Source organism: Streptomyces violaceus (assembly GCF_036014075.1).
Taxonomy (GTDB): Bacteria; Actinomycetota; Actinomycetes; order Streptomycetales; family Streptomycetaceae; genus Streptomyces; species Streptomyces violaceus.
Genome location: NZ_CP107911.1, coordinates 3,202,768 through 3,226,807, shown reverse-complemented (window position 1 = coordinate 3,226,807; position 24,040 = coordinate 3,202,768). Strand labels below are relative to the sequence as shown.

General features: G+C 68.5%; 23 protein-coding genes and 2 pseudogenes. 21 read left to right on the top strand and 4 right to left on the bottom strand.

The features are described 5' to 3' along the window. Positions 1-8 precede the first annotated feature (8 nt). From OG542_RS14315 to OG542_RS14250, 14 genes are all read left to right on the top strand, one after another. Positions 9-1,268 carry an AAA family ATPase gene (locus OG542_RS14315; protein ID WP_328411162.1) on the top strand — a complete coding sequence of 420 codons (1,260 nt, stop codon included), beginning with the start codon at positions 9-11 and terminating at the stop codon, positions 1,266-1,268. After that, positions 1,265-1,657, top strand: coding sequence for a pilus assembly protein (locus tag OG542_RS14310; RefSeq protein ID WP_328411160.1), 393 nt, complete (start codon positions 1,265-1,267; stop codon positions 1,655-1,657). The genes OG542_RS14315 and OG542_RS14310 overlap by 4 nt, the downstream gene beginning before the upstream one ends. A 1-nt stretch (position 1,658) precedes the next feature. After that, on the top strand, positions 1,659-2,012 hold the full coding sequence (locus OG542_RS14305; RefSeq protein WP_328411158.1) for a TadE/TadG family type IV pilus assembly protein: 354 nt from the start codon (positions 1,659-1,661) through the stop codon (positions 2,010-2,012). A 28-nt stretch (positions 2,013-2,040) separates the two neighbouring features. After that, complete coding sequence (locus OG542_RS14300; RefSeq protein WP_328411157.1) at positions 2,041-3,378, top strand: CpaF family protein; 1,338 nt, start codon at positions 2,041-2,043, stop codon at positions 3,376-3,378. Between the two features lie 18 nt (positions 3,379-3,396). Beyond that, the gene (locus tag OG542_RS14295) at positions 3,397-4,341 is read left to right on the top strand and encodes a type II secretion system F family protein (RefSeq protein WP_311127511.1); all 945 of its coding nucleotides are present in this window, start codon (positions 3,397-3,399) and stop codon (positions 4,339-4,341) included. A 31-nt stretch (positions 4,342-4,372) separates the two neighbouring features. After that, positions 4,373-5,260 (top strand): DUF5936 domain-containing protein, encoded by an 888-nt coding sequence (locus OG542_RS14290; protein WP_311127512.1) that lies wholly within the window; start codon positions 4,373-4,375, stop codon positions 5,258-5,260. A gap of 663 nt (positions 5,261-5,923) precedes the next feature. Beyond that, entirely contained in the window at positions 5,924-7,135 is a 1,212-nt protein-coding gene (locus OG542_RS14285; protein WP_311130386.1) for a sensor histidine kinase, read from the top strand. 42 nt (positions 7,136-7,177) lie between these two features. Next, the gene (locus OG542_RS14280; protein WP_328411153.1) at positions 7,178-8,143 is read left to right on the top strand and encodes a response regulator; all 966 of its coding nucleotides are present in this window, start codon (positions 7,178-7,180) and stop codon (positions 8,141-8,143) included. A gap of 190 nt (positions 8,144-8,333) precedes the next feature. Then, positions 8,334-8,567 carry a hypothetical protein gene (locus OG542_RS14275; RefSeq protein ID WP_086602821.1) on the top strand — a complete coding sequence of 78 codons (234 nt, stop codon included), beginning with the start codon at positions 8,334-8,336 and terminating at the stop codon, positions 8,565-8,567. Then, positions 8,567-9,175, top strand: a complete 609-nt coding sequence (locus OG542_RS14270) for a pilus assembly protein TadG-related protein (RefSeq protein ID WP_328411151.1) — start codon at positions 8,567-8,569, stop codon at positions 9,173-9,175. Before OG542_RS14275 ends, OG542_RS14270 begins: the two co-directional genes overlap by 1 nt. A gap of 35 nt (positions 9,176-9,210) precedes the next feature. Beyond that, positions 9,211-9,789, top strand: a complete 579-nt coding sequence (locus tag OG542_RS14265) for a hypothetical protein (RefSeq protein ID WP_328411149.1) — start codon at positions 9,211-9,213, stop codon at positions 9,787-9,789. Positions 9,790-9,829: 40 nt separating this feature from the next. Beyond that, positions 9,830-10,456, top strand: coding sequence for an OmpA family protein (locus OG542_RS14260; protein WP_328417900.1), 627 nt, complete (start codon positions 9,830-9,832; stop codon positions 10,454-10,456). A gap of 255 nt (positions 10,457-10,711) precedes the next feature. Continuing rightward, entirely contained in the window at positions 10,712-13,207 is a 2,496-nt protein-coding gene (locus OG542_RS14255; RefSeq protein WP_328411147.1) for a hypothetical protein, read from the top strand. 46 nt (positions 13,208-13,253) lie between these two features. Further along, positions 13,254-13,991, top strand: coding sequence for a hypothetical protein (locus tag OG542_RS14250; RefSeq protein ID WP_328411145.1), 738 nt, complete (start codon positions 13,254-13,256; stop codon positions 13,989-13,991). A gap of 730 nt (positions 13,992-14,721) precedes the next feature. Here the strand turns inward: OG542_RS14250 and OG542_RS14245 are convergent. Beyond that, a pseudogene (locus OG542_RS14245) lies at positions 14,722-15,119 on the bottom strand (IS5/IS1182 family transposase); the annotation flags it as partial. A 404-nt stretch (positions 15,120-15,523) separates the two neighbouring features. Beyond that, the gene (locus tag OG542_RS14240) at positions 15,524-15,901 is read right to left on the bottom strand and encodes a MerR family transcriptional regulator (protein ID WP_328411143.1); all 378 of its coding nucleotides are present in this window, start codon (positions 15,899-15,901) and stop codon (positions 15,524-15,526) included. Positions 15,902-15,977: 76 nt separating this feature from the next. Between OG542_RS14240 and OG542_RS14235 the strand changes: the two genes are divergently transcribed. Further along, the gene (locus OG542_RS14235; RefSeq protein WP_328411141.1) at positions 15,978-16,706 is read left to right on the top strand and encodes an SDR family oxidoreductase; all 729 of its coding nucleotides are present in this window, start codon (positions 15,978-15,980) and stop codon (positions 16,704-16,706) included. A gap of 102 nt (positions 16,707-16,808) precedes the next feature. Here the strand turns inward: OG542_RS14235 and OG542_RS14230 are convergent. Then, positions 16,809-16,959, bottom strand: a pseudogene (locus OG542_RS14230) (IS630 family transposase); the annotation flags it as partial. A 199-nt stretch (positions 16,960-17,158) separates the two neighbouring features. Between OG542_RS14230 and OG542_RS14225 the strand changes: the two are divergent. Together OG542_RS14225 and OG542_RS14220 are read left to right on the top strand one after the other, a co-directional pair. After that, a complete protein-coding gene (locus OG542_RS14225; protein ID WP_328411139.1) occupies positions 17,159-19,144 on the top strand; it encodes a Flp family type IVb pilin in 1,986 nt (661 codons plus the stop codon). A gap of 13 nt (positions 19,145-19,157) precedes the next feature. Further along, positions 19,158-19,997, top strand: a complete 840-nt coding sequence (locus OG542_RS14220) for a hypothetical protein (RefSeq protein WP_328411137.1) — start codon at positions 19,158-19,160, stop codon at positions 19,995-19,997. A 42-nt stretch (positions 19,998-20,039) separates the two neighbouring features. On the opposite strand, the gene OG542_RS14215 is transcribed toward OG542_RS14220, so the two are convergent. Beyond that, positions 20,040-20,408, bottom strand: a complete 369-nt coding sequence (locus OG542_RS14215; protein ID WP_328411135.1) for a DUF192 domain-containing protein — start codon at positions 20,406-20,408, stop codon at positions 20,040-20,042. A 367-nt stretch (positions 20,409-20,775) separates the two neighbouring features. Between OG542_RS14215 and OG542_RS14210 the strand changes: the two genes are divergently transcribed. The 4 genes from OG542_RS14210 (at position 20,776) to OG542_RS14195 (ending at position 24,015) form a co-directional block, all read left to right on the top strand. Beyond that, a complete protein-coding gene (locus OG542_RS14210) occupies positions 20,776-21,435 on the top strand; it encodes a hypothetical protein (protein ID WP_328411133.1) in 660 nt (219 codons plus the stop codon). Next, positions 21,432-22,460, top strand: coding sequence for a hypothetical protein (locus OG542_RS14205; protein WP_328411131.1), 1,029 nt, complete (start codon positions 21,432-21,434; stop codon positions 22,458-22,460). Before OG542_RS14210 ends, OG542_RS14205 begins: the two co-directional genes overlap by 4 nt. 159 nt (positions 22,461-22,619) lie before the next feature. Next, a complete protein-coding gene (locus OG542_RS14200; RefSeq protein WP_328411129.1) occupies positions 22,620-23,498 on the top strand; it encodes an LLM class flavin-dependent oxidoreductase in 879 nt (292 codons plus the stop codon). A gap of 55 nt (positions 23,499-23,553) precedes the next feature. After that, positions 23,554-24,015: a GNAT family N-acetyltransferase gene (locus OG542_RS14195; protein WP_328411127.1), complete on the top strand. Its 462-nt coding sequence runs from the start codon at positions 23,554-23,556 to the stop codon at positions 24,013-24,015. Positions 24,016-24,040 lie beyond the last annotated feature (25 nt).

Sequence of the window (24,040 nt, the reverse complement as noted above, 5' to 3'; positions counted from 1 at the left end):
AGGCCCGCATGCCCACGAGGATCCTCCCGGCAGTCGGTGAAGCGGACGCCGTCCGGTCCATCACGACGCTGCTCAGCCAGCTCCCGGACGCCGAGCCGGTGGCCCCGGTGGGCGACTCCACCCAGCTCATCGACACCCTCGCGCGGCTCGCCGCCGAGTCCGTCGACGAACTGCCCGAGGTCGTGGTCGTGCACGAGCGGATCGGCCCGGTCCCCGCGCTGGAGCTGATCCGCGAAGTGGCCCTGCGCTTCCCGGCCGTCGGCGTCATCCTCGTCACCTCGGACGCGAGCCCCGGCCTCTTCCAGGCCGCCATGGACTACGGCGCCCGCGGCCTCGTCGCCCTGCCCCTGAGCTACGAGGAACTGGCAAGCCGCGTCCAGGCGGTCGCCCAGTGGTCCGTCGGCGTACGGCGGCACCTGGGCGCCGGCGGCGACGTCTTCACCGGCGTCGGAGGCACCGTCGTCACCGTCAGCGGCGCCAAGGGCGGCACCGGAGCCACTCTGACCGCCATCCAGCTGGCCCTGGCCGCCCAGGCCTCCGGCCGCAGCACGGCCCTGGTCGACATGGACCTCCAGACCGGCGACATCGCCTCCTACCTGGACGTCCAGTTCCGCCGCTCCGTCGTCGACCTGGCCGCCATCACGGACATCTCCCCCCGCGTCCTGGCCGACGCGGTCTTCCGCCACGACACCGGCCTGGCCCTGCTGCTCGCCCCGGCGGAGGGGGAACGCGGCGAGGACGTCACCGACCGCGCCGCCCGCCAGATCGTCAGCGCCCTGCGCTCCCGCTACGAGATCGTCGTCATCGACTGCGGCGCCCAGCTCGGCGGAGCCGGAGCGGCGGCCGTGGAGATGGCGGACCGGGCCCTGCTGATCACCACGCCGGACGTGGTCGCCGTACGGGGCGCCAAACGGGCGGTACGGATGTGGGACCGGCTGCAGATCCGCAAGGCCGAGGAGACGACCGTCGTCGTCAACCGGCACAGCCGCGCCACGGAGATCCAGCCGCCCCTGATCCAGAAGATCACCGGCACGGCGGTCGCCGCCACCGTCGTCCCCGCCAACTTCAAGGAACTGCAGAGCGTGGTGGACGCGGGGCGCATCCACGAACTGGAGAACAAGAGCGCGGTGAAACAGGCCCTGTGGGGCCTCGCGGGAGAACTGGGCCTGGTCAAGGTCCCCGACGGCGCCCAGAAGGCGGGCTGGGGGTTTCGGGGCGGCGACCGGGGGTCGGTGAGCTTTCGGCGGAGGAAGGACGGAGGGGGATGAGGATGCGGGCGCCCTTGGCGCGGGATCGGGACCGGGGACAGGTCACCATCGAGTTCCTGGGCATGACACCGACGATCATCGTGACGCTGGTGGTGCTGTGGCAGCTCGTGCTCGTGGGATACACGTTCACGCTCGCGGGGAATGCCGCGGACGAGGCGGTGCGGGCGGGGACGGCGGCGGAGTACGACCGTGAGGGCAAGTGCCAACGGGCGGGTCTGGACAAGCTGTCGGACGCGTGGCGGGCCGGCGCCGCGGTGACCTGCGGGGGCTCCGGCTCCGGCTTCATCACCTCCGACGTCAAGCTCCAGGTCCCCGTCCTCTTCCCGGGCACGATCGCCTTCCCGCTCACGGTCAAGGGCCACGCGGGTGCGGTCGAGGAGGCGAAGTGAGATGTCGTACGACCGGAAAGTGCGCGATCGCGGCCAGGTTGCCCTCGAGTACCTCGGGTTCCTCCCGATCCTGCTGCTCGTCGCCATGGCGGCCGTGCAGCTCGGCCTGATCGCCTACACGGCACAGCAGGCGGGGACGGCGGCGCGGGCGGGAGCGCGCAGTGCGTCCCTGGACGGGCCGTACGAAGCGGACTGTCGGGCAGCGGTGAGCAGTCGGCTCCGTGTCACCGGTTGCACCCCCTCCTACGGCGCGGACGAGGTCACCATCACGGCCACCGTGGAGATCCCGTCTCTCGTGCCGGGCTGGAACTTCGACCCGGCGCGCAAGACCGCCACGATGCCGCTCGACCACTGACCATCGGCGAACCAGGAGCACCGGACCCATGAGCCTGCGGGCACGCATCAACACCCCCGAGGAGAACGGAAACCGGGGCGAGGACGGCCACATGGTCTCCTCCTACCGGGCCAAGCTCCTGGAGGAGATCGACCTCGCGGAGATGAGTTCGCTGGCCGCCGCCGAGCGCAGGGCGCGGCTGGAGCGGGTACTCGGGCACATCATCAGCCGCGAGGGCCCGGTCCTGTCGACCGTGGAGCGCGCGCAGCTGATCCGCAGGGTGGTCGACGAGGCGCTCGGCCTGGGCATCCTGGAGCCGCTCCTGGAGGACGCCTCCATCACCGAGATCATGGTGAACGGCCCGGACGCGATCTTCGTGGAGCGCGGTGGCCGGGTCGAGCAACTGCCCCTGCGCTTCGCCTCGAACGACCAGCTCATGCAGACGATCGAGCGGATCGTCTCGACCGTCAACCGGCGCGTGGACGAGTCGAACCCGATGGTCGACGCCCGTCTCCCCTCGGGTGAGCGCGTCAACGTCATCATCCCGCCCCTTTCCCTGACGGGCGCCACCCTCACGATCCGCCGCTTCCCGCGCTCCTTCACACTCCAGGAGCTGATCGGCCTCGGCTCGCTCGACGAGCACATGCTGTACCTGCTCGCGGGCCTGGTGCAGGCGAAGTTCAACGTCATCGTCTCGGGCGCGACGGGCACCGGTAAGACGACGCTGCTCAACGCGTTGTCGGGCCTGATCCCGGAGGGCGAGCGCATCATCACGATCGAGGACTCGGCGGAGCTCCAGCTCCAGCAGGCGCACGTGATCCGTCTGGAGTCCCGCCCGGCGAACGTGGAGGGCAAGGGCCAGATCACGATCCGCGACCTGGTCCGCAACTCCCTCCGTATGCGCCCCGACCGCATCGTCGTCGGTGAGGTCCGCGGCGGCGAGTCGCTGGACATGCTCCAGGCGATGTCGACGGGCCACGACGGCTCGCTGGCCACCGTCCACGCCAACAGCGCGGAGGACGCGTTGATGCGCCTGCAGACCCTGGCCTCCATGTCGGAGGTGGAGATCCCCTTCGTGGCGCTGCACGACCAGATCAACAGCGCGGTGGACGTGATCGTGCAGCTCACCCGCTTCGCCGACGGGGCTCGCCGCATCACCGAGATCGCGCTGCTCGAAAGCCACGGCAGCGAGCCGTACCGACTGGTCACGGCCGCCCGTTTCGACGCCCAGCCGATGGCGGCGGACGGCCGCATCTACGGCGCGTTCGCATACTTCCCGCTCCCGCGCCGCATCACCGACCGCCTCTACATGGCGAGCCAGCCCGTCCCCCAGGCCTTCGGCGTCGCCGAGTCAGCGGACGAGCTGGCCACCCGAGAAGCCAGGTAGGAGAAGAGAGCCGCCCCCATGGATCTGCAATCCCTCATCACGCTCACCACCGGCATCACCCTGCTGACCTGCGTCCTCGCGGTCGTGGGGGTGCACTCCTACACCATGGGCAAGGCACAGCGGCAGGCACTCGTCGATCGTCTGTCGGCCACCGGCCAGATACCGGTCGCCGGCCGTCACCGCCGCTTTCGCAACCTCGACCGCCGCCTGCGCCGCACCAAGCTGGGCAGGAAGCTCGAACTCCGCCTGGCGGCAACGGGTCTGGACATCACCCCGGGCGAGTTCTTCGTCTACATGCTCGCCACGGTCGTCGGCCTGTGGCTGATCGGCCAGGTGGCCCTGGCTCCCTTCTTCGGCCCGCTCGCGGGCCTGTTGGGCATCTGGGTGGCGGTGCAGTTCCTCAACTGGCAACGCCAGAAACGCATCGAGAAGTTCATCAACCAGCTCCCTGAGCTGGCGAGGGTCTTGGCCAACGCCACCCAGGCCGGCCTGGCACTGCGTACGGCGATCGGGATGGCGGCGGAGGAGCTGGAGGCGCCCGCGGGCGAGGAACTGGGCAAGGTGGCGGCCCAGCTGGCGGTCGGCGCGTCGATGGACGACGCGCTGGGGGAGCTGACGGACCGCCTGCCGTCCCGCGAGCTCGTCGTCCTGGTCACGACGCTGGTGCTGTCGAACCGGGCGGGCGGTCAGGTGGTGAGCGCGCTGCGGAATCTCACGGAGACGCTGGAGGAGCGGAAGGAGACGCGACGGGAGGTGCGGACACAGTTGTCGCAGGTGAACATGACCTCGTACGCGGTTCCGGTGCTGGGCGTGGGCGCCTTGTTCCTGTTGAACGCCATCGAGGATGGAGCGCTGGACCGCATGACCGGGTCGCCGATCGGTCAGGCCTGCGTGATCATCGCGTTCGGCCTCTACGCCATCGGGTTCTTCCTCATCCGCCGCTTGTCCCGTATCGACGTCTGAGCCACCGAGTCACTGGAGAAGGAGCGCCGCGATGGGACTTCTGCTGGCACTGGTCATGGGCCTCAGCGTGTGGGGCATCTTCGCCGGCATCCGCATCTACCGTGCGGAGGCCAGACTTCCCGGCGACCTGGCGCTGGCCCTGGAGGTCGGCTCGTCCCGCACCAGCGCCGTGGGCTCGCTCGTCGATCGGCTCGGCATGCGGTACGCGCCTGCCGTGCTGCGTCTGATGGGCCCCAAGCGGGTCGCCAAGTACCGCCGCAAGATCGACCTCGCGGGCAACCCCGGCGGTCTCACCATCGACCGCTACGCGGCCCGGCGCGCGGTGTACGGGGTGATCGGCGGACTGGGCGGTCTCATCGCGCTCACTGAGGGAAGCCTCTTCAGTGCCCTGATCATGTTCGCCTTCGCGGCCTTCTGGGCAGAGGTCGGCATCTGGTCGGCGATCCGCATCCGCAAGGACGCCATTGAGCGGACACTGCCGGACTTCCTCGACGTCCTCGCCGTTGTGGTCAGCGCGGGACTCGGCTTCCGCCAGGCGTTGGACCGCGTCGCGTCCAAGTACGAAGGCCCATGGGCCGACGAACTCCGCATCACACTGCGCCAGATGGACCTCGGCATGAGCCGCCGTGAAGCCTTCGCCGAGCTGCGGCGACGGAATGACTCGGAGCAGGTGGCCATGTTCGTGACGGCGCTGCAGCAGGGTGAGGAGCTGGGCGCCCCGATCGTGGACACCCTCGTCGCGCTCGCCCAGGACATGCGTCGCACGGATGCGCAGAGCGCTCGCCGCAAGGCCGCACGCGCGGTTCCCAAGGCCACGTTGATGATCACGACGTTCATGGTCCCGGCCACGATGATCCTTCTCGGCGCGGGGATGCTACTCGGTTCCGGTACGGACTTCAGCACCATCATGGGCGAGTAGGACGGGGGCGACAGCGTGTCGACGACGAGGGAGCGGACCGGGCTGCTGCGCCGCCGTCCGAAGCCGCCGGAGATCACGACACCTCCGGCGGGCACGGTCCTGCCGGATCACGTGAGGACAGGGGCCCCGGACATCCCGGTGACGTACGCGACACCGGCCCTCCCACCGGGGTGGCTCCCGGCAGACGCCCCGGCCCCCACGGACGCCGCCGGGCCCGACGCGGGCGGGGCTGCCGGCTCCGGGCGGACGGTACGGATCAGGCGGGGACTTCGGCGGGAGGGGGCGGTGGCCGGGACGGACGCCACGGCGTCGCCCGCACAGCGCCTGACAGAGGTACCGGCGAACGACCGGCCGGCGACGCGAACCGATGACCGGGCGACGGCGGACAGGCACGACAGGCCGACGGCGGATGCGAGGGGTCGGCCGGCGGCGGACGCGGAGGGCGGGCTGAGGGCAGCCGCGAAGGGCGGGGCGGCGACACGCGCAAACGGCACTGGGGGCGGCGAAAGCGCTCAACCGCCCCAGGGGCCAAGCATTCCCGGCCACGAAGACCGTAGCGGTGCGAGCAGGAACCCGGATCCGGCCGATGGCCGGGTGTCCCACCCCGCACCCGCCGCTGATGACACCCCCGCCATCCCCATCCAGGTCAACGCCCTCCAGGCGATGTGCCGCCAGGTCTTCGGCTTCCGCCTGGCCATGATCGCCCTGGCCGCTCCCGCCGCACTGCTCAACGCCGGCCCAGGCCTGGCCACCCGCCTGGTGGCCGCCGCAGTGGTCGTCACCTTCATGGGCTCCTACGCTCTCTTCCGAGACTGGGAACGATTCGGCCCCCTCCTCCTGCGCCATCCCTCCCTCCTGGCCGTGGACACCCTCTTCGGCTCCCTGCTCCTCATCTCCGCGGGTCCGGACACCACCCTCGCTTACGTCAGCGTCTGCACGCCCCTCCTCGCCGGCCTCGTCTACGGCTGGCGCGGTGCAGCCGTCTTCGCCTCACTCCAGTCGCTGATTCTCCTGCTGGTCTATGCGACCGCGGCGAACCTGCACGCCGGTATCGCCGAGGCGTCTCTCCTCCCAGGGCTGTGCGTCATCGCCGGAGCCGTGGGCTCGAGCCTGCGCAACCTCATGCTCCGTTTCGGCACGGCCACACATGCCCTGACGACGGTGCAGGCGCGACTGGCCGTCACCGAAGCCGTCAGCGCCGAACGCGCCCGCCTGGCCCGTGAGATGCACGACTCGGTCGCCAAGACCTTGCACGGCGTGGCCCTCGCCGCCGACGGCCTGGCGAGCTCAGCCGGTGCCGACCGTATGGATGCGGCCCTGGTGAAACAACAGGCCGAACTCGTCGCCCGCTCCGCCCGCCGCGCTGCCGCCGAGTCCCGGGAACTCCTCGCCGACCTTCGCCGCGACTCCGACCCCGACCACGCCACAGACGTGCTCGTGGAACTCGCGGCCCGCACCCGGGACTTCCGCAGCCGCACCGGCCTCCCCGCTGTCTACCGCCCAACCGGCGAGGAGGCCGTCCCCCCAGTCCCACCCGCCGTGGCCCGCCAGCTCCTCACCATCGCTACGGAGGCCATGGAAAACGCCCACCGCCACGCACGGCCCACTCGTGTCGACGTCCACGCGGGTGTCCACGGCGATCTCCTCCGCATCAGCGTGTACGACGACGGCCGAGGCCTCCCGCCGGGAACGACCCTCGAACAGCTCCGCCGGGCGGGACACTTCGGACTGGTCGGCATGGTGGAGAGGGCCGCTTCGGTGGGCGCCCGAATACGCATAGGCCGCGGCAGCCACCCCAGAGGCACGGAGGTCCGCCTCGAACTTCCACTGGCGGCTCTGACGGCATCGAACGCACAGCGACCGAACAACGCCTGAGTACGCCTAACCGTCCCCACGCCACGAGAGGAGGCCGCACCGATGCCGGACCCGACTCCCCACCCCGACTCTCAGCAGCCACTCCAACCGCCGACGAACCCGTTCGGCGACTTCCCGCCGGCCCGACAAGCCGCCGTGCTGCGTGTTGTCGTGGCGGACGACAACCCCGTGGTCCGCGCCGGCCTCACCGCCCTGCTCTCCGGCCGCGAGGACATCACGGTCGTAGCGGAGGCAGCCGACGGCCGTGAGGCCTACGAGGTCGCCCATCAGCACCGCCCCGACGTGGTCCTCCTCGACGTCCGCATGCCCGGCGTCGACGGCATCTCGGCACTCCCGTACCTGGTGCAGATCGCCCCGGTGGTGATGCTGACGTACAGCAGGGAGTCGGAGATCGTCCAGGAAGCCCTGCGCCGAGGAGCCGGCGGCTACCTGGTCCACGGCGAGTTCACGGCCGGCCAGCTGGTCGACGCCGTACGGGACATCAAGGAGGGCCGGGCCCACTTCACACCGACCGCGGCGGGTGCCCTGCTGGCCCAACTCCGCCAGAGCCAGGCACCGGGGCCCCAGCCCCTACCCGAGGGCCTGGGCCAGTCATCGAGTGCGACTGCATACGGAATTTCCAACTCCGCACACTCGCATGCTCAACCCCAACAACCTTCTGTGCCAGGGGATTTCACCCTCCCGCACATCCCGATTCCGCCTACTTCTCCAGAAAACCTTTCGCAAGTGCAACCGTATGTGGGACAGTCTTCGTCTGGGTGGACGGGTGGCCGTCCGGCCGCTCCAGACAGGTCGCGGTTCCAACTGAGCACGAGGGAGGTGGAGATCATGGACCACATCGCGTCCGGCATGACCAACCAGCAGATCGCCGCCACCTGCTTCATCAGCGAGAAGACCGTCAAGAACCACATCAACCGCATCTTCGCCAAGCTCCACAGCACCAGCCGCTCCGAGGCCGCCGCCAAGTGGCTCGGCACGGCACCGGACTCACACCGAGGACTGGGGTGATCTGCGGTGACGGTGCGGGGGGATGGGTGGATGGGCCTGCGGGCCCAGGTCGTCGAAGGCAAGTCCCGGAAGTCGCGCTGGGCCTCTGATTGGGCCCCGGATTGGGCCCTGGGGCCCTCTGGCACGAGGGGTGTTCCGCCGTACGTTTCTCGTGCCGAAAGCGGCACCGCCGAACCCGGAGGGGAACACCATGAGCGACCTGATGCTGAAGACCGCCGTTGCGACCAAGGTCCGCGTCAACGGCTGGAAGAACACCACGGTCGAAGCCATGCAGCGCCGCGCCGGCGACAAGGGGCAGACCGCGGTCGAGTACCTGGGCATCATCGCGGTGGTCGTGGCGATCGTGGTGCTGATCGCCGGGACGAACATCGGTCAGACGATCGTCGACAAGCTGACTGCGCAGATCGCCAAGGTCGCTCCTTGATGCGACCTCGCCGGTACGGCGATGCAGGGCAGGTCTTCCCCATCTACCTCGTGGTGGTGGGGGGCCTGCTCTTTCTCGCGTTCGCCTACTTTGCGGTCGGCCAGGCCGCGGTGAATCGGAACGGAGCCCAGACGGCCGCCGACGCGGCGGCCCTCGCGGCAGCCCAGGACACCCGGGACAAACTTGCGGGCAAGTGGGTGGAGGACGTACTCGACCCGTCCAAGTGGCAGGGCATCTTCAACGGCGACGGGGTGGAATTCGACGGCTGCGGGCGCGCATATCAGCTCGCGTCGCAGAACGGCGCGCATGTGGACGACAACGCCGGGGGCTGTGAACCGCAACTCGCCTCCCTGAGTTACACGGTCCATGTCCAGGCCGACGAGCCTGTCGGAGACTCGATCCTCCCTGGCACGGAGAACAGGTATGCGCGTGCCTCAGCCACTGCCGTGATCGAGCGCCGCTGCGACTTCGAGCCCCCGGCCGAGGACGCCGGGGACGACGTACTGCCGCAGCTCTCCTGTCAGGGCGTGAAGTGGGACCTGCGCCCGGACGATCTCACCGATCTGCCAAAACCCGAGGACCTCTTCGATGTCCATCTGGCCGACTGACAAGCGAACGACGAGTGAATGAAGGAAGCGGAGTCATGAGGATTCGGTTCACTACGAAGGCCCGCAGGGGGATGGTCACCTTGACCGTTGCGGCCGGACTGGCTCTGAGCGTGGCGGGCTGCGGTGGGGGCGGTGACGACGACAAACCGGACGCGACGCCTTCCGCTTCCCGGAGCAGTGGATCCAACCCCAGTGCTCAGGAGGGGCAGTCCAGCAAGCCCTTGGCCGAGTTGAAGGGGCCCAACGGCCTGCTCCTCCAGATCACCTCTGCCGTGCGTGACTCCGGTGGGTTCGTCACCGTGAACGGCGATCTGAAGAACGACGGCTCCGAGGTCGCTGTGATTCCGGCAGCGCTGAGCGGCAATGAGACCGAGATCATGAACAACGGCAGGTCGCTCGGTGGTGCCACGCTCGTGGACTCGAAGGGCAAGAAGCGGTACTACGTGTTGCGCGACACCGATGGACGCCCGCTGACGACCACGGGGTTCACGTCCATCAAGTCGGGCGAAACGATGGACGTGTTCTTGCAGTTCCCCGCTCCGCCGTCGAGTAGCACCGAACTCACCTTCCAGCTCCCGCTGTTCGCCAGCGCGGCCATCCAGATCTCCGGGTGAGGCCACCGTGACCGACGCCAGCACCCACTCCTCGGTGCGAATGGCCGCATCGCGCCTCGCCCTGCCCCTCACCGTCGTATCGATCATGGTGGCAACCAGCATCTACGGCGCCGCGACCGCCCACGCCGACGAAGGCCCCAGTGTCCCCCCGGGTACTGAGGCCTCCGCCCCCGCCCCCGTCAAGGTCGACCCCAACGACCCCGACCTCAAACTCCCCGAGGGCGCCACCCTGGCATCCGCCAAGGTTCTCGACATCAAACAGGTCGTAGAAGACCAAAGCGGCGACGAACGCCGGGAAGACACCAACGCCGACGTCAAGTTCGCCCTCCAGGCCGAGGTCCTCTTCGGCAAGGACAGCGCGAAGCTCGGCGCGGAGGCGAAGTCCCGTATCTCCGCGATCGCGGAGGAGATCAAGACGCAGAACGCGACGAAGATCCGTGTCTTCGGCTTCACGGACAACCTTGGTTCCTCCGCCCACGGCGACGTCCTGTCCCGGAAACGCGCCGACGCCGTACAGAACGTCCTGGACCAGGAACTGACCGACTCCAACGTCACCTACGAGGTACGCGGCTACGGCGAGCAGTACCCGATCGCGGACAACTCCTCGGAATCCGGCCGCAAGAAGAACCGCCGGGTCGAGGTCTCCTTCCCCCGCTCGGAGAGCTGAGCCACCAGCACCCACTCACCCGGGGTCCGTCTCCCGCCACCGCAGGCAGGGACGGGCCCTGCGGTTCAAGTTGGGCCAAGGGTGGGTCCGGGGGCCCATGTGCCACTGTTCGATTCTCATTAGCGTCAGCCGGGCGCCCGCCTTGAATGCCCGCCCGCTGAACCGAGGTCCCACATGTCCGGTGCCGGTAACTCAATACCCCCGAGCGGCATTTGGGGTGCGCAGAACACTCCCTCCTGGGACCGGCGTTCGCCGTTGCCACGAGAGCTGGGCTGGGCGCAGGTACTCCTGTGGGTGCAGTTCGCGCTGACGGCGCTGTACGTGATCACCGTGCTGTCGGTGGTGTCGTACTACTCCGGGGAGATCTTCGGGATCCTGGTGTACGACTCGCTGCCCAGCTTGGCCGGGGTCTACCTGGCCCGGCGCCTGTGGCGGGGCGGGGTGTGGACGAGCCGCGCCCTGATCGCCGTACAGGCCTGGATCGTGTGGCTGTCGCTAGGCACGCTGTTACACGGTGATCTGCGGGGCTTCACGCAGGCGGCGATGCCGATTGCGGTCATCGTGCTGTTGCGTCGGGCCCGGTCGCGAGAGTGGTTCGAGACCCCTCCCCAGGACAGGGAGGAGCGCCGGGCGTTCAGCCTGGCGAGGATGATCCGCTGGCGGCGGGACGAGGGCCAGACCGCGGTGGAGTACGCGGGGCTCATCGCGGTGGTCGCGGCGATCATCGTCGCGCTGTCGGTGGGCGGCCTCGGCGGGCGCATCGCCGACGGCATCCAGTCGGCGGTCTGCTCGGTGACGGGCACGGCCTGCCCCGCTCCGCAAAGCGATGGCACGGAGACGGGTGCGGCCGGGGACAACAACGACGGTGCGCAGCGAGACGGTTCGGACACCGGCGCCGGCACCGACGGCGGCAACGACGCGGACCCGGACGGCCGCCAGAACGCGGACGGCGGCGCGGGGACAGAAGGCGCTGGGGGCGCGAACGGCGAGACAGGCGCGGAAGGTGACTCGGGCACCCAGGCCGGTTCCGGCGGCCAGGAAGGCACGGGCGCCGACGGTGCTACGGGCGGCAACAACAGCGACGGCGGTCCGGCGTGGTCGACTCGGATCATCACCTATGAGGGGGCGGGAGCGAACGACACGGTTCCCCTCGCTCCGGGGCCGTTCGAGGAGAGGTCGCTCTGGGACGACGTACATGACCAGGAACGCCACGACAGAACGTTCATGGACCACGTCCGTGGCTTCTTCGTGGCCCCGACCAAGAGTTTCCTGGCCAGCACCATGGACGTCGTCAGCGACCCGGTCGGCTCGATCAAGGACAGCTGGAACGGCTTGAAGGGCTACACCACGGACTGGTGGGGCGACAAGGCCGACGAGCTGGGCAAGGAGTGGGACAAGGGGAACTACGTCTCCTCCGTATGGGGCTGGGTCAACTCGCCCGAGGACTTCGTGTCCGACCTGGCGGTCGACGCGTTCGTGGACAAGGAGAACTGGGAGAAGGGCAACTACGGCGCCTCCATCGGCAACACCGTTGTCGGCGTCATCGGCATCTTCAGCCCGAAGACCATCACGAAGTTCACCAAGTTCAAGAAGCTGGCCGAGGTCGGTGAATACCTCGACAAGGCGGCCGACGCGGCCGAGAAGGCCCGCAAGGCGGCGAAGGCGGGCGACTTCGACGGCGCGAAAAGGGCAGCGGACGAGGCGCAGAAGCACGCCGACGAGGCGAAGAAGAACGCCGAGAAGAACGGCAGCTGCACCATCGCGATCGGGCGCGTCCCCTACCCCTACGGCGGTGGCGGCGGCCCGCGCGGAGTCCCTGGCACCGGCACAGGCGTCCTGGCGGGCCCGCAGGCCGGCCGGATCGTCGTCGCCGCAGCAGGCGGCAAGGAATGCACGGGCGACGACGCCGACGACGCACGCCAGGCCCAGCAGCAGGCACTGGACGCGCGGGCCGAAGCGGCGAAGGCCGCACTGCGGGAGCGGGGCTCTTCGGTGCCTGACGACCAGATCGACGGGCTCGTCAACCGCGCCAAGGATCCCCCGGAACCCGGTGAGATCAGCACGAAGGACGCGGCTGACTCGCTCGACGAGATCACCGACCTCGCACGCCGCGGAAACGTCAACGGCGATGCCGCCGCGGCGCTGGAAGGCAAGGTCGCCAATGCCTCCGACGCCAACAAGCTCGCCGAGGCACGCGCGGAGGTGAACGCCGTACGCCGCGCTGCCGACGACGCGGCCCCCGGAACCCATGTGGACGCCGGAGTCGGCGGCAAGATGAACCGCAAGGAGGCGGACTTGGGCAACGGGGAGAAGGTGAATCTCGACGAGATCCCGGACGCGGACGTGGTCTACAAGGACAAGAACGGCACCGTGTACGTCAAGGAGGTCAAGAACGCCGGCTCGGCCACACGCAAGGCGGACTTCGCCAATCAGGTCGAGAGGCTCAAGAAGTGGGCGAGCAAGGAGCCGGGCCGCAAGGCCACCGTGGAGATCGAGACGGCCGACCGCTGGACGTCGGTCTTCAGCGAGTTCAAGCCCGCCCGAAACGGCAAGCCGGCGAAGGACACCAGAACGGCGGCCGGTGAGATGGCCAAGAACGGTGTGGATGTGAAGGTGGCGGGCCAGGGTCTGTCCGCCGACCAGCTCGGCAGGATGCAGCGTGCCATCGACGAGCGGACGGCGAACGGCACGATGGACTGGTCGAAGATGAAGGACCCGGACAGCGCAAAGGCGTACCTGGGCATCGAATAAGACGAACGAGTGGACGACAGCCACGAGACGTGGCAGGACGGCGGAAATGAGCGAGTCGGACGCGGACCTGAGTGCCGAGGAGATGTGGGATCCGCAGGTCGCGCGATGGCGTGATCCGGAGGGTGACTACGTTCTGCCCCGCGCCCTTCGATCCTTGCCACAGCCTTGGGACGAGGGCGACTGGGATCGGATCGGGGACCTGCCGCGCACCGATGAGCGGGTGGCGGAGGCTCGGCAGGTGGTGACCGAGCTGCTGGCGGACCCGGAGTTGGCGCCGGATGTGCCTCAGCCGCCGTCTCCGGGCCTGTTGTGGCACGTGTGGGAGGAGTTCCACCAGGCGGTGGGGGAGAGGATGCCCCGCACGAGCCAGGTGACGTGGGCCGGTGTGGACGAGCTGGTGCGCGAGTGGCGGGGACGGGAGAGGCTGTACCCGCTTCAGCGGCATGTCGTTGATCACGTCGAAGCGGCGATACTCGCCATGATCCCGCGGCTGCGGGACGACATCGCCGACTCGGTGTTCCGCTGGCTGGCCCTGGACTCCGACCCCGGCCGTTTCGCCGACTGGGCGGTGGATACGGCCGAGCGCTGCGTGATCGAGGACATCGGCGCGGACTCTGCCATCGAGCTGCTGGGCGCGACGGGGAGTTCTGAGGCCAGGGCAGCTCTGGATCGCCTGTCGGTGAAGCCGGGCGGTCCTGCGAGTTGGGACAACGCGGAGGCGGCACAGGGGAAGCTCTTCGATATGGGGACGGAGAGGCGGAGCGGTGGTAGGCGCGGAAGCTGAAGGAAAGGACGAGTAGCCTCTCCTGCTCCCACTTGCACAAGAGCTTCCCTGCACGTGGGGCTCCGGCTTCCGGTGGCCGCTGCGAAGGGGCGTGCCAAGCTGCTGCCGGACAACAACACGTACGAGATCAAGACGGACACCGGGAGATGGCGGTCGACCTTCTGGACCAGCAACTGGGGCGGGACTACGAGCGTGGGTGTGTCTCTTCAACTTCGGCGGGACGGAGGGTGTGGATCGTTCGCTCTTTGCCGACCGCGGGCTTCCGAGCGACCCTTCGGATCCGGTACGGGATACCGGAGGCGAGGACTATCAGCACAGCCACACGTATGTCACCTGGGCCGAAGTCGCCGTGGTCGACTGGGACGCCCCGCTCGCCGACGAGCCTGCTATTACTGGGCGGGCCTGTGGCGGCCTGGTGACGACGGCGAGCTCGTCCAACACGGCATCGTGTGGGCCTCAGCCACGCCCGGCCTGGATGAGGCCGCGGCCGCGGCTTTCGGCGAGGATGTGTACAGCCCAGTGGAATGGCCGTAGGGCGGCGAGGTCCACCTGGACGGCGCCGTGTACCGCCCCGTGATTCTCACAGCGCGGATGCTCAGGCACCCTGGTCCCGGGTCTGGAATGCGATGCGGGACCTTGCCGACAAGCACGGGGACGACAACGTACGTCTGGTCGTCTGGTTCGGTTGACAACGGCTCCGGCGTGCCCCAGGGCCTGTGTGGTGTCGTGATCAATCGGCTGCTTCCAGGAGATCTCCGAGCCAGATCATCGAGGCGCGGAGTTCGAGGCCGGCGAGGTAGCTCTCGGGCGTCTTGTCGAAGCGAGTGGCGATGCCGCGCCAGTCCTTCAGCCGGTTGATCAGTCGCTCGACAGTGTGGCGACCACGGTAAAGACCGGCGTCGAAAGTGACGGGACGGCCACCCCGGCTGCCCTTCTTCTTGCGGTTGGCCACATGGTTCTTCTTCTCCGGGATGACCGCTCTGATGCGGCGTTTGCACAGGTGGGAGTGGTTGGCGCGGGACGAGCACGCCTTGTTCGCGGCAACTGAGCCCGGCCGGGTGCGGGGTTGGCCCCGACCGGCAGACGAACCCGGATCTTCTTCAGCACGGGGACGAACTGAGGGCTATCCGCCCCGGCCATTGTGGGCGGCTGGGCATCGACGTGGAGGAAACGGATCCGGAGGCTTTCGCCGAATGCTGGGCCAACCCGCATCGGCGAGTTTCTGGCACGGGGCATGCTCGAATGGCTGTGGCGTGAGGACTGCTTCGCCCCCTGGGCGCTGGATCTGGCCATGCGGGGTCAAGGCCTTCCATCGCATGGCCGCACTACACCGTCCTGTCAGCTGACCGGCAAACCCTGACGGCCTACGACCGGAAAGACCCTGGAGAACCAGACCACCGCGCTGGTCTCCGGCCTGCCCGAACACCGAAAATCGCGTCGGCCGCCCGACAACAGTTCCCCCTCAACGACTCCTCATCGCCCCAACCAAGTCAGCGAGGTCAGATCGCTGATGAGACTCTGGCCGACCGCGCCTACGGGTGCGTGTCCGTGATCGCGATGACCTCGTCGAGGTGGTCCAGGGTGGCTTGCAGGTCGTCGATCTTGGCCTGGATGCGCTCGCGCTCGGCTCGCAGCATGGCTCGTTGCTCGGCGTCGGTGTGCCCGGCGTCCCAGCACGGCAGGAGTTCGGCGATCCTTCGGCTGGTGAGGCCGGCGGCGAACATCTCCTGGAAGAAGCGGACCAGGGAGATGGCGTCCTGCCGGTACAGGCGCTGACCGGACGGGCTGCGTTCCGCGATGAGCAGCCCTTGCTGCTCGTAGTAGCGCACGGCGCGCACCGAGACGCCGGCACCTCGTGCCACCTCGCCGATGCGGAGTAACCGCTCGGCCGCGGCCACTGTGACAGTCATGGTGATTCCTCTCACTCCTGGCCCTGACGACCAGCACTTGCCTCTGACGCTAGCGTCAGGTTTTAGCGTCCCGGACATGGATATCAACAACTCCGTCGCCCTTGTCACCGGAGCCAACCGCGGCCTGGGCCGCGCCTTCGCCCAGCGCCTGCTCGAACGGGGCGCCCGCAAGGTCTACGCGACGGCCCGCCGACCGGAGACCGTGGACCTGCCCGGGGTCGAGGTGCTGCCCCTCGACATCGCCGATCCCGCATCCGTGAGGGCCGCCGCCGAGGCCGCCCCGGACGTCTCGCTACTCATCAACAACGCGGGAATCAGTACGGGGACCGACCTGGTGACCGGTTCGCTGGACGCGGTGCGGCACGAGCTGGAGACCAACATGTTCGGCCACCTGGGAATGATCCGGGAGTTCGCGCCGAGCCTCGAAAGGAACGGCGGGGGCGCGATCGTCAACGTCCTCTCCGCCATGTCGTGGTTCGGGGGCAAGGGCGCCAATGCCTATCACCTGACCAAGGCCGCCGCCTGGGCCATGACCAACGGCGTCCGCCTGGAGCTCGCCGAGCAGGGCACGCTCGTCACAGCGGTACACCTCGGCCTGGCCGACACCGACATGGCGGCGGGCTGGCCCGTGGACAAGATCGCTCCGTCGGACCTGGCCGACGCGGCGCTCGACGGTGTTGAGGCGGGCTCCGCCGAGGTCCTCGCCGACCAGTGGAGTCGGGACGTCAAGTCCCGTCTGCCGCTGACGCCGGAAGAGTTCAACGCCGCGATGGACCGCGCCCTGGCGGCGCTGATGGCGGCCTGAGGGGCCCCTCGGGCCGCACGGACTTCGGTCGGCTGCTTCTCCATCGGCCTCTCGAACTCCTCTACTTGAGGTTGAACTCGTGGTGTCGTGTCGCTGATCAGGGGGGCCGATGGTCAGGTCGGTCTCGGCGAGGCAGCCGTCTATGAGGTGACTGCGGTACTGGATAAGGCGTAAGCCGCGTCGGATGCGCTGGTCGAGGTGTTCGGGGGTACTGAAGGCGACGTTGGAAGAGCCACCCCCGTCGCAGGAGAGACTAGATGCTTTGTTCGAGGGCTAGGGGCTGCCCTTTGGGCCCAAGTTTGGGGCCGCGGGCCCATCCCGCCCCGGAGGCCCCTCCTTACTCTCGAGCCGTGTCGTAGACCGAAGGTACGAGGGGGCGAGGCATGGCCTCGATGGGGGCAGCTCCGGAGCCCGGCGGGGCGTGGCCGTCAGGACATGGCGGGCGCCAGGGCATGCCCGGCTCGCTCGCAACGGCACTCGTCCTCGTCCACGCCCTCTTCGCGGTCACGGTCGCCGGGGGCCTCGGCCTGCTGCTCACGGCGGCCTCGTACGACGCGGTCGACGGCGGCGTACTCGCCCTGACCGCGTACGGGGCCGCCCCCGGCGTTCTCGGCTGGTGGCTGGCCCGGCGTACGTGGCTGGGCGGGGTGAGGATCTGGGGCGGCCTGATCGCCGTACAGGCCTGGCTGATCGCCGGTGCGATCACCAACATCACCGACGAATCACCGCGCGGCTTCACCCAGCTCTTCGTCCCCGCCTTCGTCCTCTACTTCCTGACCCGCAAGGACACCCGAAACTGGTACCGCCTCCCCGACGGGGTCCGAGCCGAACGCCGCCCCTTCTCCCTGGCCAGGATGATCCGCTGGCGTCGGGACGAGGGCCAGACGGCTGTGGAGTACGCGGGACTCATCGCGGTCGTGGCCGCGATCATCACCGCCCTCGTCGTCAGCGGCCTGGGCACGCAGATCCACGGGGGCCTTCAATCGGCGATCTGCAAGGTCACGGGAACGGCCTGCGCGTCCCCGACGTCCGGTGGCGACGACACGGGCGTCACGGCCGGGCGCGGCACGACGGACCGTGAGGGCACGAGGACGGATACCGGCGACGGCGAGTCCGAGGACGAGGACAGGAACGACAACGACAAGGCCAAGGACAACAAGGCCAAGGACGACGACGGCTGCTTTTCCGGATTCGGCGCCTTCTTCGGCTGCACGGGCGACCAGCTCAAGCAAGTCGGCGAAGGCCTCTTCGTGGACGGCATCGGCGGCGAGCTCAAGGGCATCTGGGACACCGTCACCAACCCGCTCGACACCCTGGACGGCCTCAAGGACTACGGCGGCCTCATCGCCGACCAGTGGTCGCAGGACGCCAAGGACGCCGGCGACAAATGGGCGAAGGGCGACTACCTCGACGCCCTCACCGACTGGGGCGGCGCGACCCTGAACTCGGGCGGAAAAATCCTCGACGACATGTTCATCGGGGAGGAGGTCCGCGATCAGTGGAACAACGGCAACAAGACCCGCGCCGTCACCACGGTCGTATGGAACGTCGGCTCCCTCTTCATCCCCGGCTACGGCGAGGCCAAGCTCGTCGGAAAGCTCGGCAAGCTGGGCAAACTCGGGAAGCTCGGCGACCTGGGCAAGCTCACCGAGAAGGCGGTCGACGCGGCGGACGACGCGAGAAAGGCGGCCAAGGCCGGAGACCCGGAGGCCGCACGCAGGGCGGCGAAGGAAGCCGACGAAGCGGCGGACGAAGCCGAGCGCAAGGCCCGCGAGTCGGGCTGCACCATCGCGGCCCCACCTCGCAGAACCCCGTACGGCGGTGCCCCGGGCGCAGGCACCACCATCCTGGCCGCTGCCCATGCCGACGCCCCGTACGTCATCCTGGCCGAGGATGGCTGCGACGAGGAGGCCAAGCAGCAGGCGCAGGAGGCCCGCGAACAGGCGAACGAGGCGGACAAGGCCGCCGACGGCGCCGAGCAGAAGAATCGGCCGGCCAACGACTGGCAGGCCAGGGACGACATCCCCGGCCCGGCGCGCGGCAAAGTCCTCAAGTTCCCGAACAAGCGCCACACTGTCGGTGGAGCGTCAAGCGGACAGGTGAAGGAGCACAACACGGTGATCCTGAGAGGCAACGAGGACCTGGTCCGCTCCGACATCGAGGGCATCGCGAACGGCCGCGCCACGCTCTCACCGGACGGGAACACCTACGAGATCAACGGCCGTGCGTACGAGGTGGAGGGCAACGGAACGGTCTTCCCGAAGTCCGGCCCCGGTCTGGTCGAGATGGACCGCATCGAGTACGCGGCGCTGAAGGAGATCGCGAAGAACAAGGGCGATGCCGGTAAGTCGCAGCAACTCCAGCGGGACCCGAAATTCGTCAACAATCCCGAGAAGGTCGAGAAGGCCAAGGCTGTCTATGACGGGACGTACAAGTGAACGGAACGTACGAGTGATCGGGAACCTTTTCACCGTCGCCGAGCTGGCCCCGGAGAGCCTGCGAGAAGCCCTGGCGGACATGCTGGCGGTTCCGGACAAGGCCGTCGACGTGGCCGACGTGGACGGAGACCAGGAGAGCCGGCACTGGGACGCTCCCGTGCTCTGCACCTTCCGCATCCTCCCTCCCGGTGACCTGGCACTGGAACTGGACATCACCGTGGAAGACGCCACCGCCGGCACCCTCACGGAGGAAGGACTCGCACGTGCCCTGGCAGCCAGGGTGAAGAGTTCGGTGCTCCACCCGTCGACACTCGACCTGCCGAGCGCCTACTGGGTCGCCCTACCCGACGGACGCTCCGTCAGGTGCCGCCTGGAGGCGATCGACTCCGACGAGGACACGGCATACCGCGTGGACGCGGTGGAGGAGCAGGTGCCCGACCTGCCACGAGCCAGGGTCGAGATCCTCCCGGAGGTCCTCGACAGGCAGCCCATCGCCACTCCCGTCTCCGACGCGGTCCTCGCCACACTCCCTACAGGTACGGCAGCGAGCCTCGAAGGCCATGTGCACCACTACCTGCGCGTGTGGGAAAGACTGACCTGCCGACTCCGGTCCGACTGGGCCCCGTCGGGCCGTTACCGAGCGGACCTCTTTCACCGCGACCTGGAGGCCAGGGAGGAACTGGAGCGACTCATCCCGGAGATGAGTGAAATGTACGCGGTAGCCCTACGGGATGCGGTGACCCAACTCGACCGGACATTCAAGGAGCACACCGACACCAAGCCCACATCAGACGACGACGGGAAAGCGGGCACCTGGTGGCGGAACCGGGTTCCTCGCCGGACGCCTTGGTGAGTGCTCCATGGGCGTCTCACCTCGGGAACAGCCGAGTCTCCGCTACGCCTTGATCTCCACCCGTACCCCCTCCCGAACTCCCCACCCAGCCATCACTCCTGCCTCCGCCTCCACCACATGACGTGCACGCAGCCGCGGCATCCCCAACCGCCCCGGCCGCATGGTGCGCACGGCGATGACGCGGAGGTGCCGATCGAGATAGGCGACATCGATCGGCATGCGCATCCGAAAGGTGTGCACGCTGTTGGCGGGGGAGAGCAGGATCGCCCCGTCGATGGAGTCCCGCCCCAACAGCCCTTTGGTACGGGCCCGGTACGAGGTGGCGATCTCCAACGGCACGCTGACAGATGGCCCCCCACCCTCCCGGTGTACGACGAGCTCCCCATGCCCGTCCCGCCAACGCCGCCCCATACGGGCCCACCTCCGACCATGCCACCTGCCAACGGCTGTCCGAACCCGAAAGTATCCGTAGGGGAGTAGGCCCTACATAGGCCCCCGGGCCCATGCCCCGCCACCCGCGGACGGCCTACGTTCCCCAGATGTGCGAAAGCCTCCCCAAAGCCCTTTGCCGGTTCATGACTGAAACGCCCCGCACGGCACCACTGTGGGTCGACAGATTGGCGCGTTATGCAACCGTTACGGCTCGTGCTGGTCGACGAATCGCCGATTCTTCCCCATACGCCCCGCCAGTTGACAACCTTCACCCTGGTGCGGCTCCACCCCGCTGTATAGCTTTGGTTCGCTCAAGAGAAGCCTCGCCTCGTACCGGGAGCCGACCGTGAACCGCCGCCCCACCCTCCTCGCAGCGCTCACGCTGACCGCCGCTGCGGCCCTGACGCTGTCCGCGTGCGGGAGCGACGACAGCTCCAAGAGCAAGGACAACGACAAGATCGCGGGAGCCGACACGGGGGACAAGGCGTCCGCCTCCCCCACCGCTTCCGACCCGGCCTCCGCCGAACGGCCGAAGATCGACCTGCCGTCCGACCTCTCCTACACCTTCGACTGGCCCAAGTCCGGAGACAAGGAGAAGGACGCGATCCTGGCCGACAGCGAGCAGTCCATCAAGGCTGTGGACTTGGCCATCGTCAACCAGGACGCGCTCGACAAGCCGTACCTCCATTACTACGAGGGCGAGGCGGCTGCCTCCACGCAGAAGTTCATCCAGAACTACGTCGACCACAAGGCGTCCATCACCGGTGTCTACCGCTTCTACGCCCCCGAAGTGGCAGTCGACAAGGACGGTACGGCGTCCTTGAGCTACTGCGAGGACCAGGGCAAGGCATATGTGAAGTACCTCAAGACCGACAAGGTCAAGAAGACCGAGGTCACTGCCAAGAGCTACGTCATTTACCACACGTCGCTCAAGAAGAACGACAAGGGTGTCTGGGTGATCCAGAAGATGGTTTCGCAGAGTGGGAGCCCCAAGTGCCAGCCATGAGACGGCCGTTGAAGAGGCTCTCCACGGTGGTCATTGCCGGGGCCTGCTGGTCACTCCTCGCTCTTCCCGGCGTGGCGCGCGCCAATGACACCCTGGAGGGCGGCACACAGGGCGCCAACCAGGGGGCCAATGCCGACGACGACGGCACCCTCTCGGTGACCGCCGGCGGCGTCGTCTTCGACCGCTCCAAGAACGGCACCGGCAAATCCGCCGGCGCCCTGACGTCATCCACCTCCTGGACGCCCCCGCCCTGCTGGTACGCCCCCAAGTACACCCCGGAGCAGTTGCAGAAGACCCTGGAGCCAACCTGGGAAGCCGGATCCACGGGCTACCAGTGGGACGCCGAGCAGCGTGACCGCTACGTCAACGGCAAGCCCTACAAGGACTTCAACAAGGACAAGACCGGCGAGGGCTACTTCTGGGACTCGTACGTCGACGAGGACTACCCCCCGGGATGGGACTCCTGCGAGAAGCCCGCCTTCTGGGTGGACCAGGGCGACCCACCGCCCGCCAACGTCGAGAGCGCCGTCACCCCTAAGATCCTCGCCGACCTCGCCTACGCGGAGATCCGCGTCCCCAGCACCAAGGTCACCCTGGCACCCGCCGCCGCGACCAAGGTCAACCTGCCGACCTGGTCTTGGCTGGACGCCGCCGACTTCAAGCCGGTCTCCGTCACCGCGTCCGTACCGGTCATCGGCATCACGGCGACCGCGACCGCCGTACCGCAGTCGCTCAGGATCGAACCGGGCACCAAGGACGCGGTGACCTACCCGGCCTCCGGCGTCTGCGACATCAACAACGGCCGCATCGGCGAGCCCTATGCCAAGGGCAAGGCCGACCAGACGCCACCCTGCGGAGTGAGGTACCTGCGCTCCTCGGGCAACGGCACGTACCCGCTCCAGGCCACCGTCACCTGGAAGATCGACTGGACCGGCAGCGGCGGCGCAGGCGGCGACCTCCCCGACGGCACCTTCGGCGCCACGCAGGACGTCGTCGTACAGGAGATCCAGGCCGTCAACCGCTGAGCCGAGCGTTGGACCGTACTGGCGGGGCGATCACTCGAGAGGGTGATTGCCCCGCCAGACCTGTAACCGAATGCGCTGGCGTCCGCCCTGCCCGTTCCTGACTCGTCACACGGCAAATCTTCCTTGTCTGCCGCTCCCGGCCCGGGTAGGAAGAGCAGCATGACCGAACTCGGCGCAGTGTTCCGTCCGCAACTCGCCCCCGAGCGGCCTCGATCCGTCGCCCGCATTGCAGATGACACAGGCCTGGACCAACTCTGGCTCTGGGAAGACTGCTTCCGAGAAGGCGGTATCTCCACTGCCGCCGCAGCCCTCGCCTGGACGGAGAACGTACGGATCGGCGTCGGACTGTTGCCCGTGCCCTTGCGGAACGTCGCCATCACGGCCATGGAGGTCGCCTCGCTGCACCGGATGTTCCCGGGCCGGGTGATCGTCAGTGTGGGGCATGGTGTGCAGGACTGGATGGGGCAGGTGGGGGCGCGGGTCGAGTCGCCGGTGACGTTGTTGCGGGAGCATCTCGTCGCGCTTCGGGCCCTGCTGGGCGGGGAGCGGGTGACCACCGAGGGGCGGTACGTGAAGCTGGACGATGTCGCGCTCGACTGGCCGCCGGAGGGTGGGGGAGGCGGCGTGCTGGCCGGGGCCACCGGGCCGCGGTCGCTGCGGCTCACCGGGGAGGCCGCCGACGGGACGATCCTCACCGCCGCCACCAATGCCGAGGGCGTGCGCAAGGCGCGGCAGCTCATTGACGCAGGGCGGGAGGCTGCCGGTCGCGGGGCCGGGCCGCACCCGGTCGTCGTGTATCTGCTGACCGCGACAGGCACCGGTGCCGCCGACCGGCTCCGTGCCGAGCTGGCCGACGAGGGGCTCGAGTCCGTTGAGGATCTCGGGGTCGCCGGGGACGCCGGTGCCGTCGCCGAGGCCGTCGAGCGGCTGGCCGAGGCCGGGGCCGACACCGTGGTGCTGCAGCCGACCGGGGACGAGCCCGACCCGGAGAGGTTCGTGCGGTTCGTCGCGGAGGAAGTGCGTCCGCTCGTTCCCTGAGGGCCGAACGGTTCCCTTCAGGGCCGTTGTCAGTGGCGACCGCGACACTCCGGGCATGAGGGATGACGACGTGGACGTGCGGCTGCGTGCTGTTGTGGAAGCCGATCTGGAGTTCTTCCTGGCGTACGAGCATGATCCGGAAGCCGTCCGGCGGTCGAGGTTCACGCCCCGGCCGCGTGACGCGTTCATGCGGCACTGGAAGGACAAGGTCCTCGGGGACGACACCGTCTTCGTACAGACCGTGACCGTGGACGGTGAGGTCGCGGGTAACTTCGTCGCCTGGTGGGACGGGGACCGCCGCTTCACCGGGTACTGGCTCGGACGCCCGTACTGGGGACGCGGCATCGGCAGCCGGGCCCTGGCCCTCTTCCTGGAGCGGGAACAGAACCGGCCGCTGTACGCCGACCCCTTCAGCGGGAACGCCGGCTCCGTTCGTCTCCTGGAGAAGCAGGGGTTCCGACGTGACGGCGTCGTCCAGCACGGAGACAACGAGCATGTCGTGTTCGTCCTCTCATGAACGGGAGAAGGAGAGGGAGAGGGAG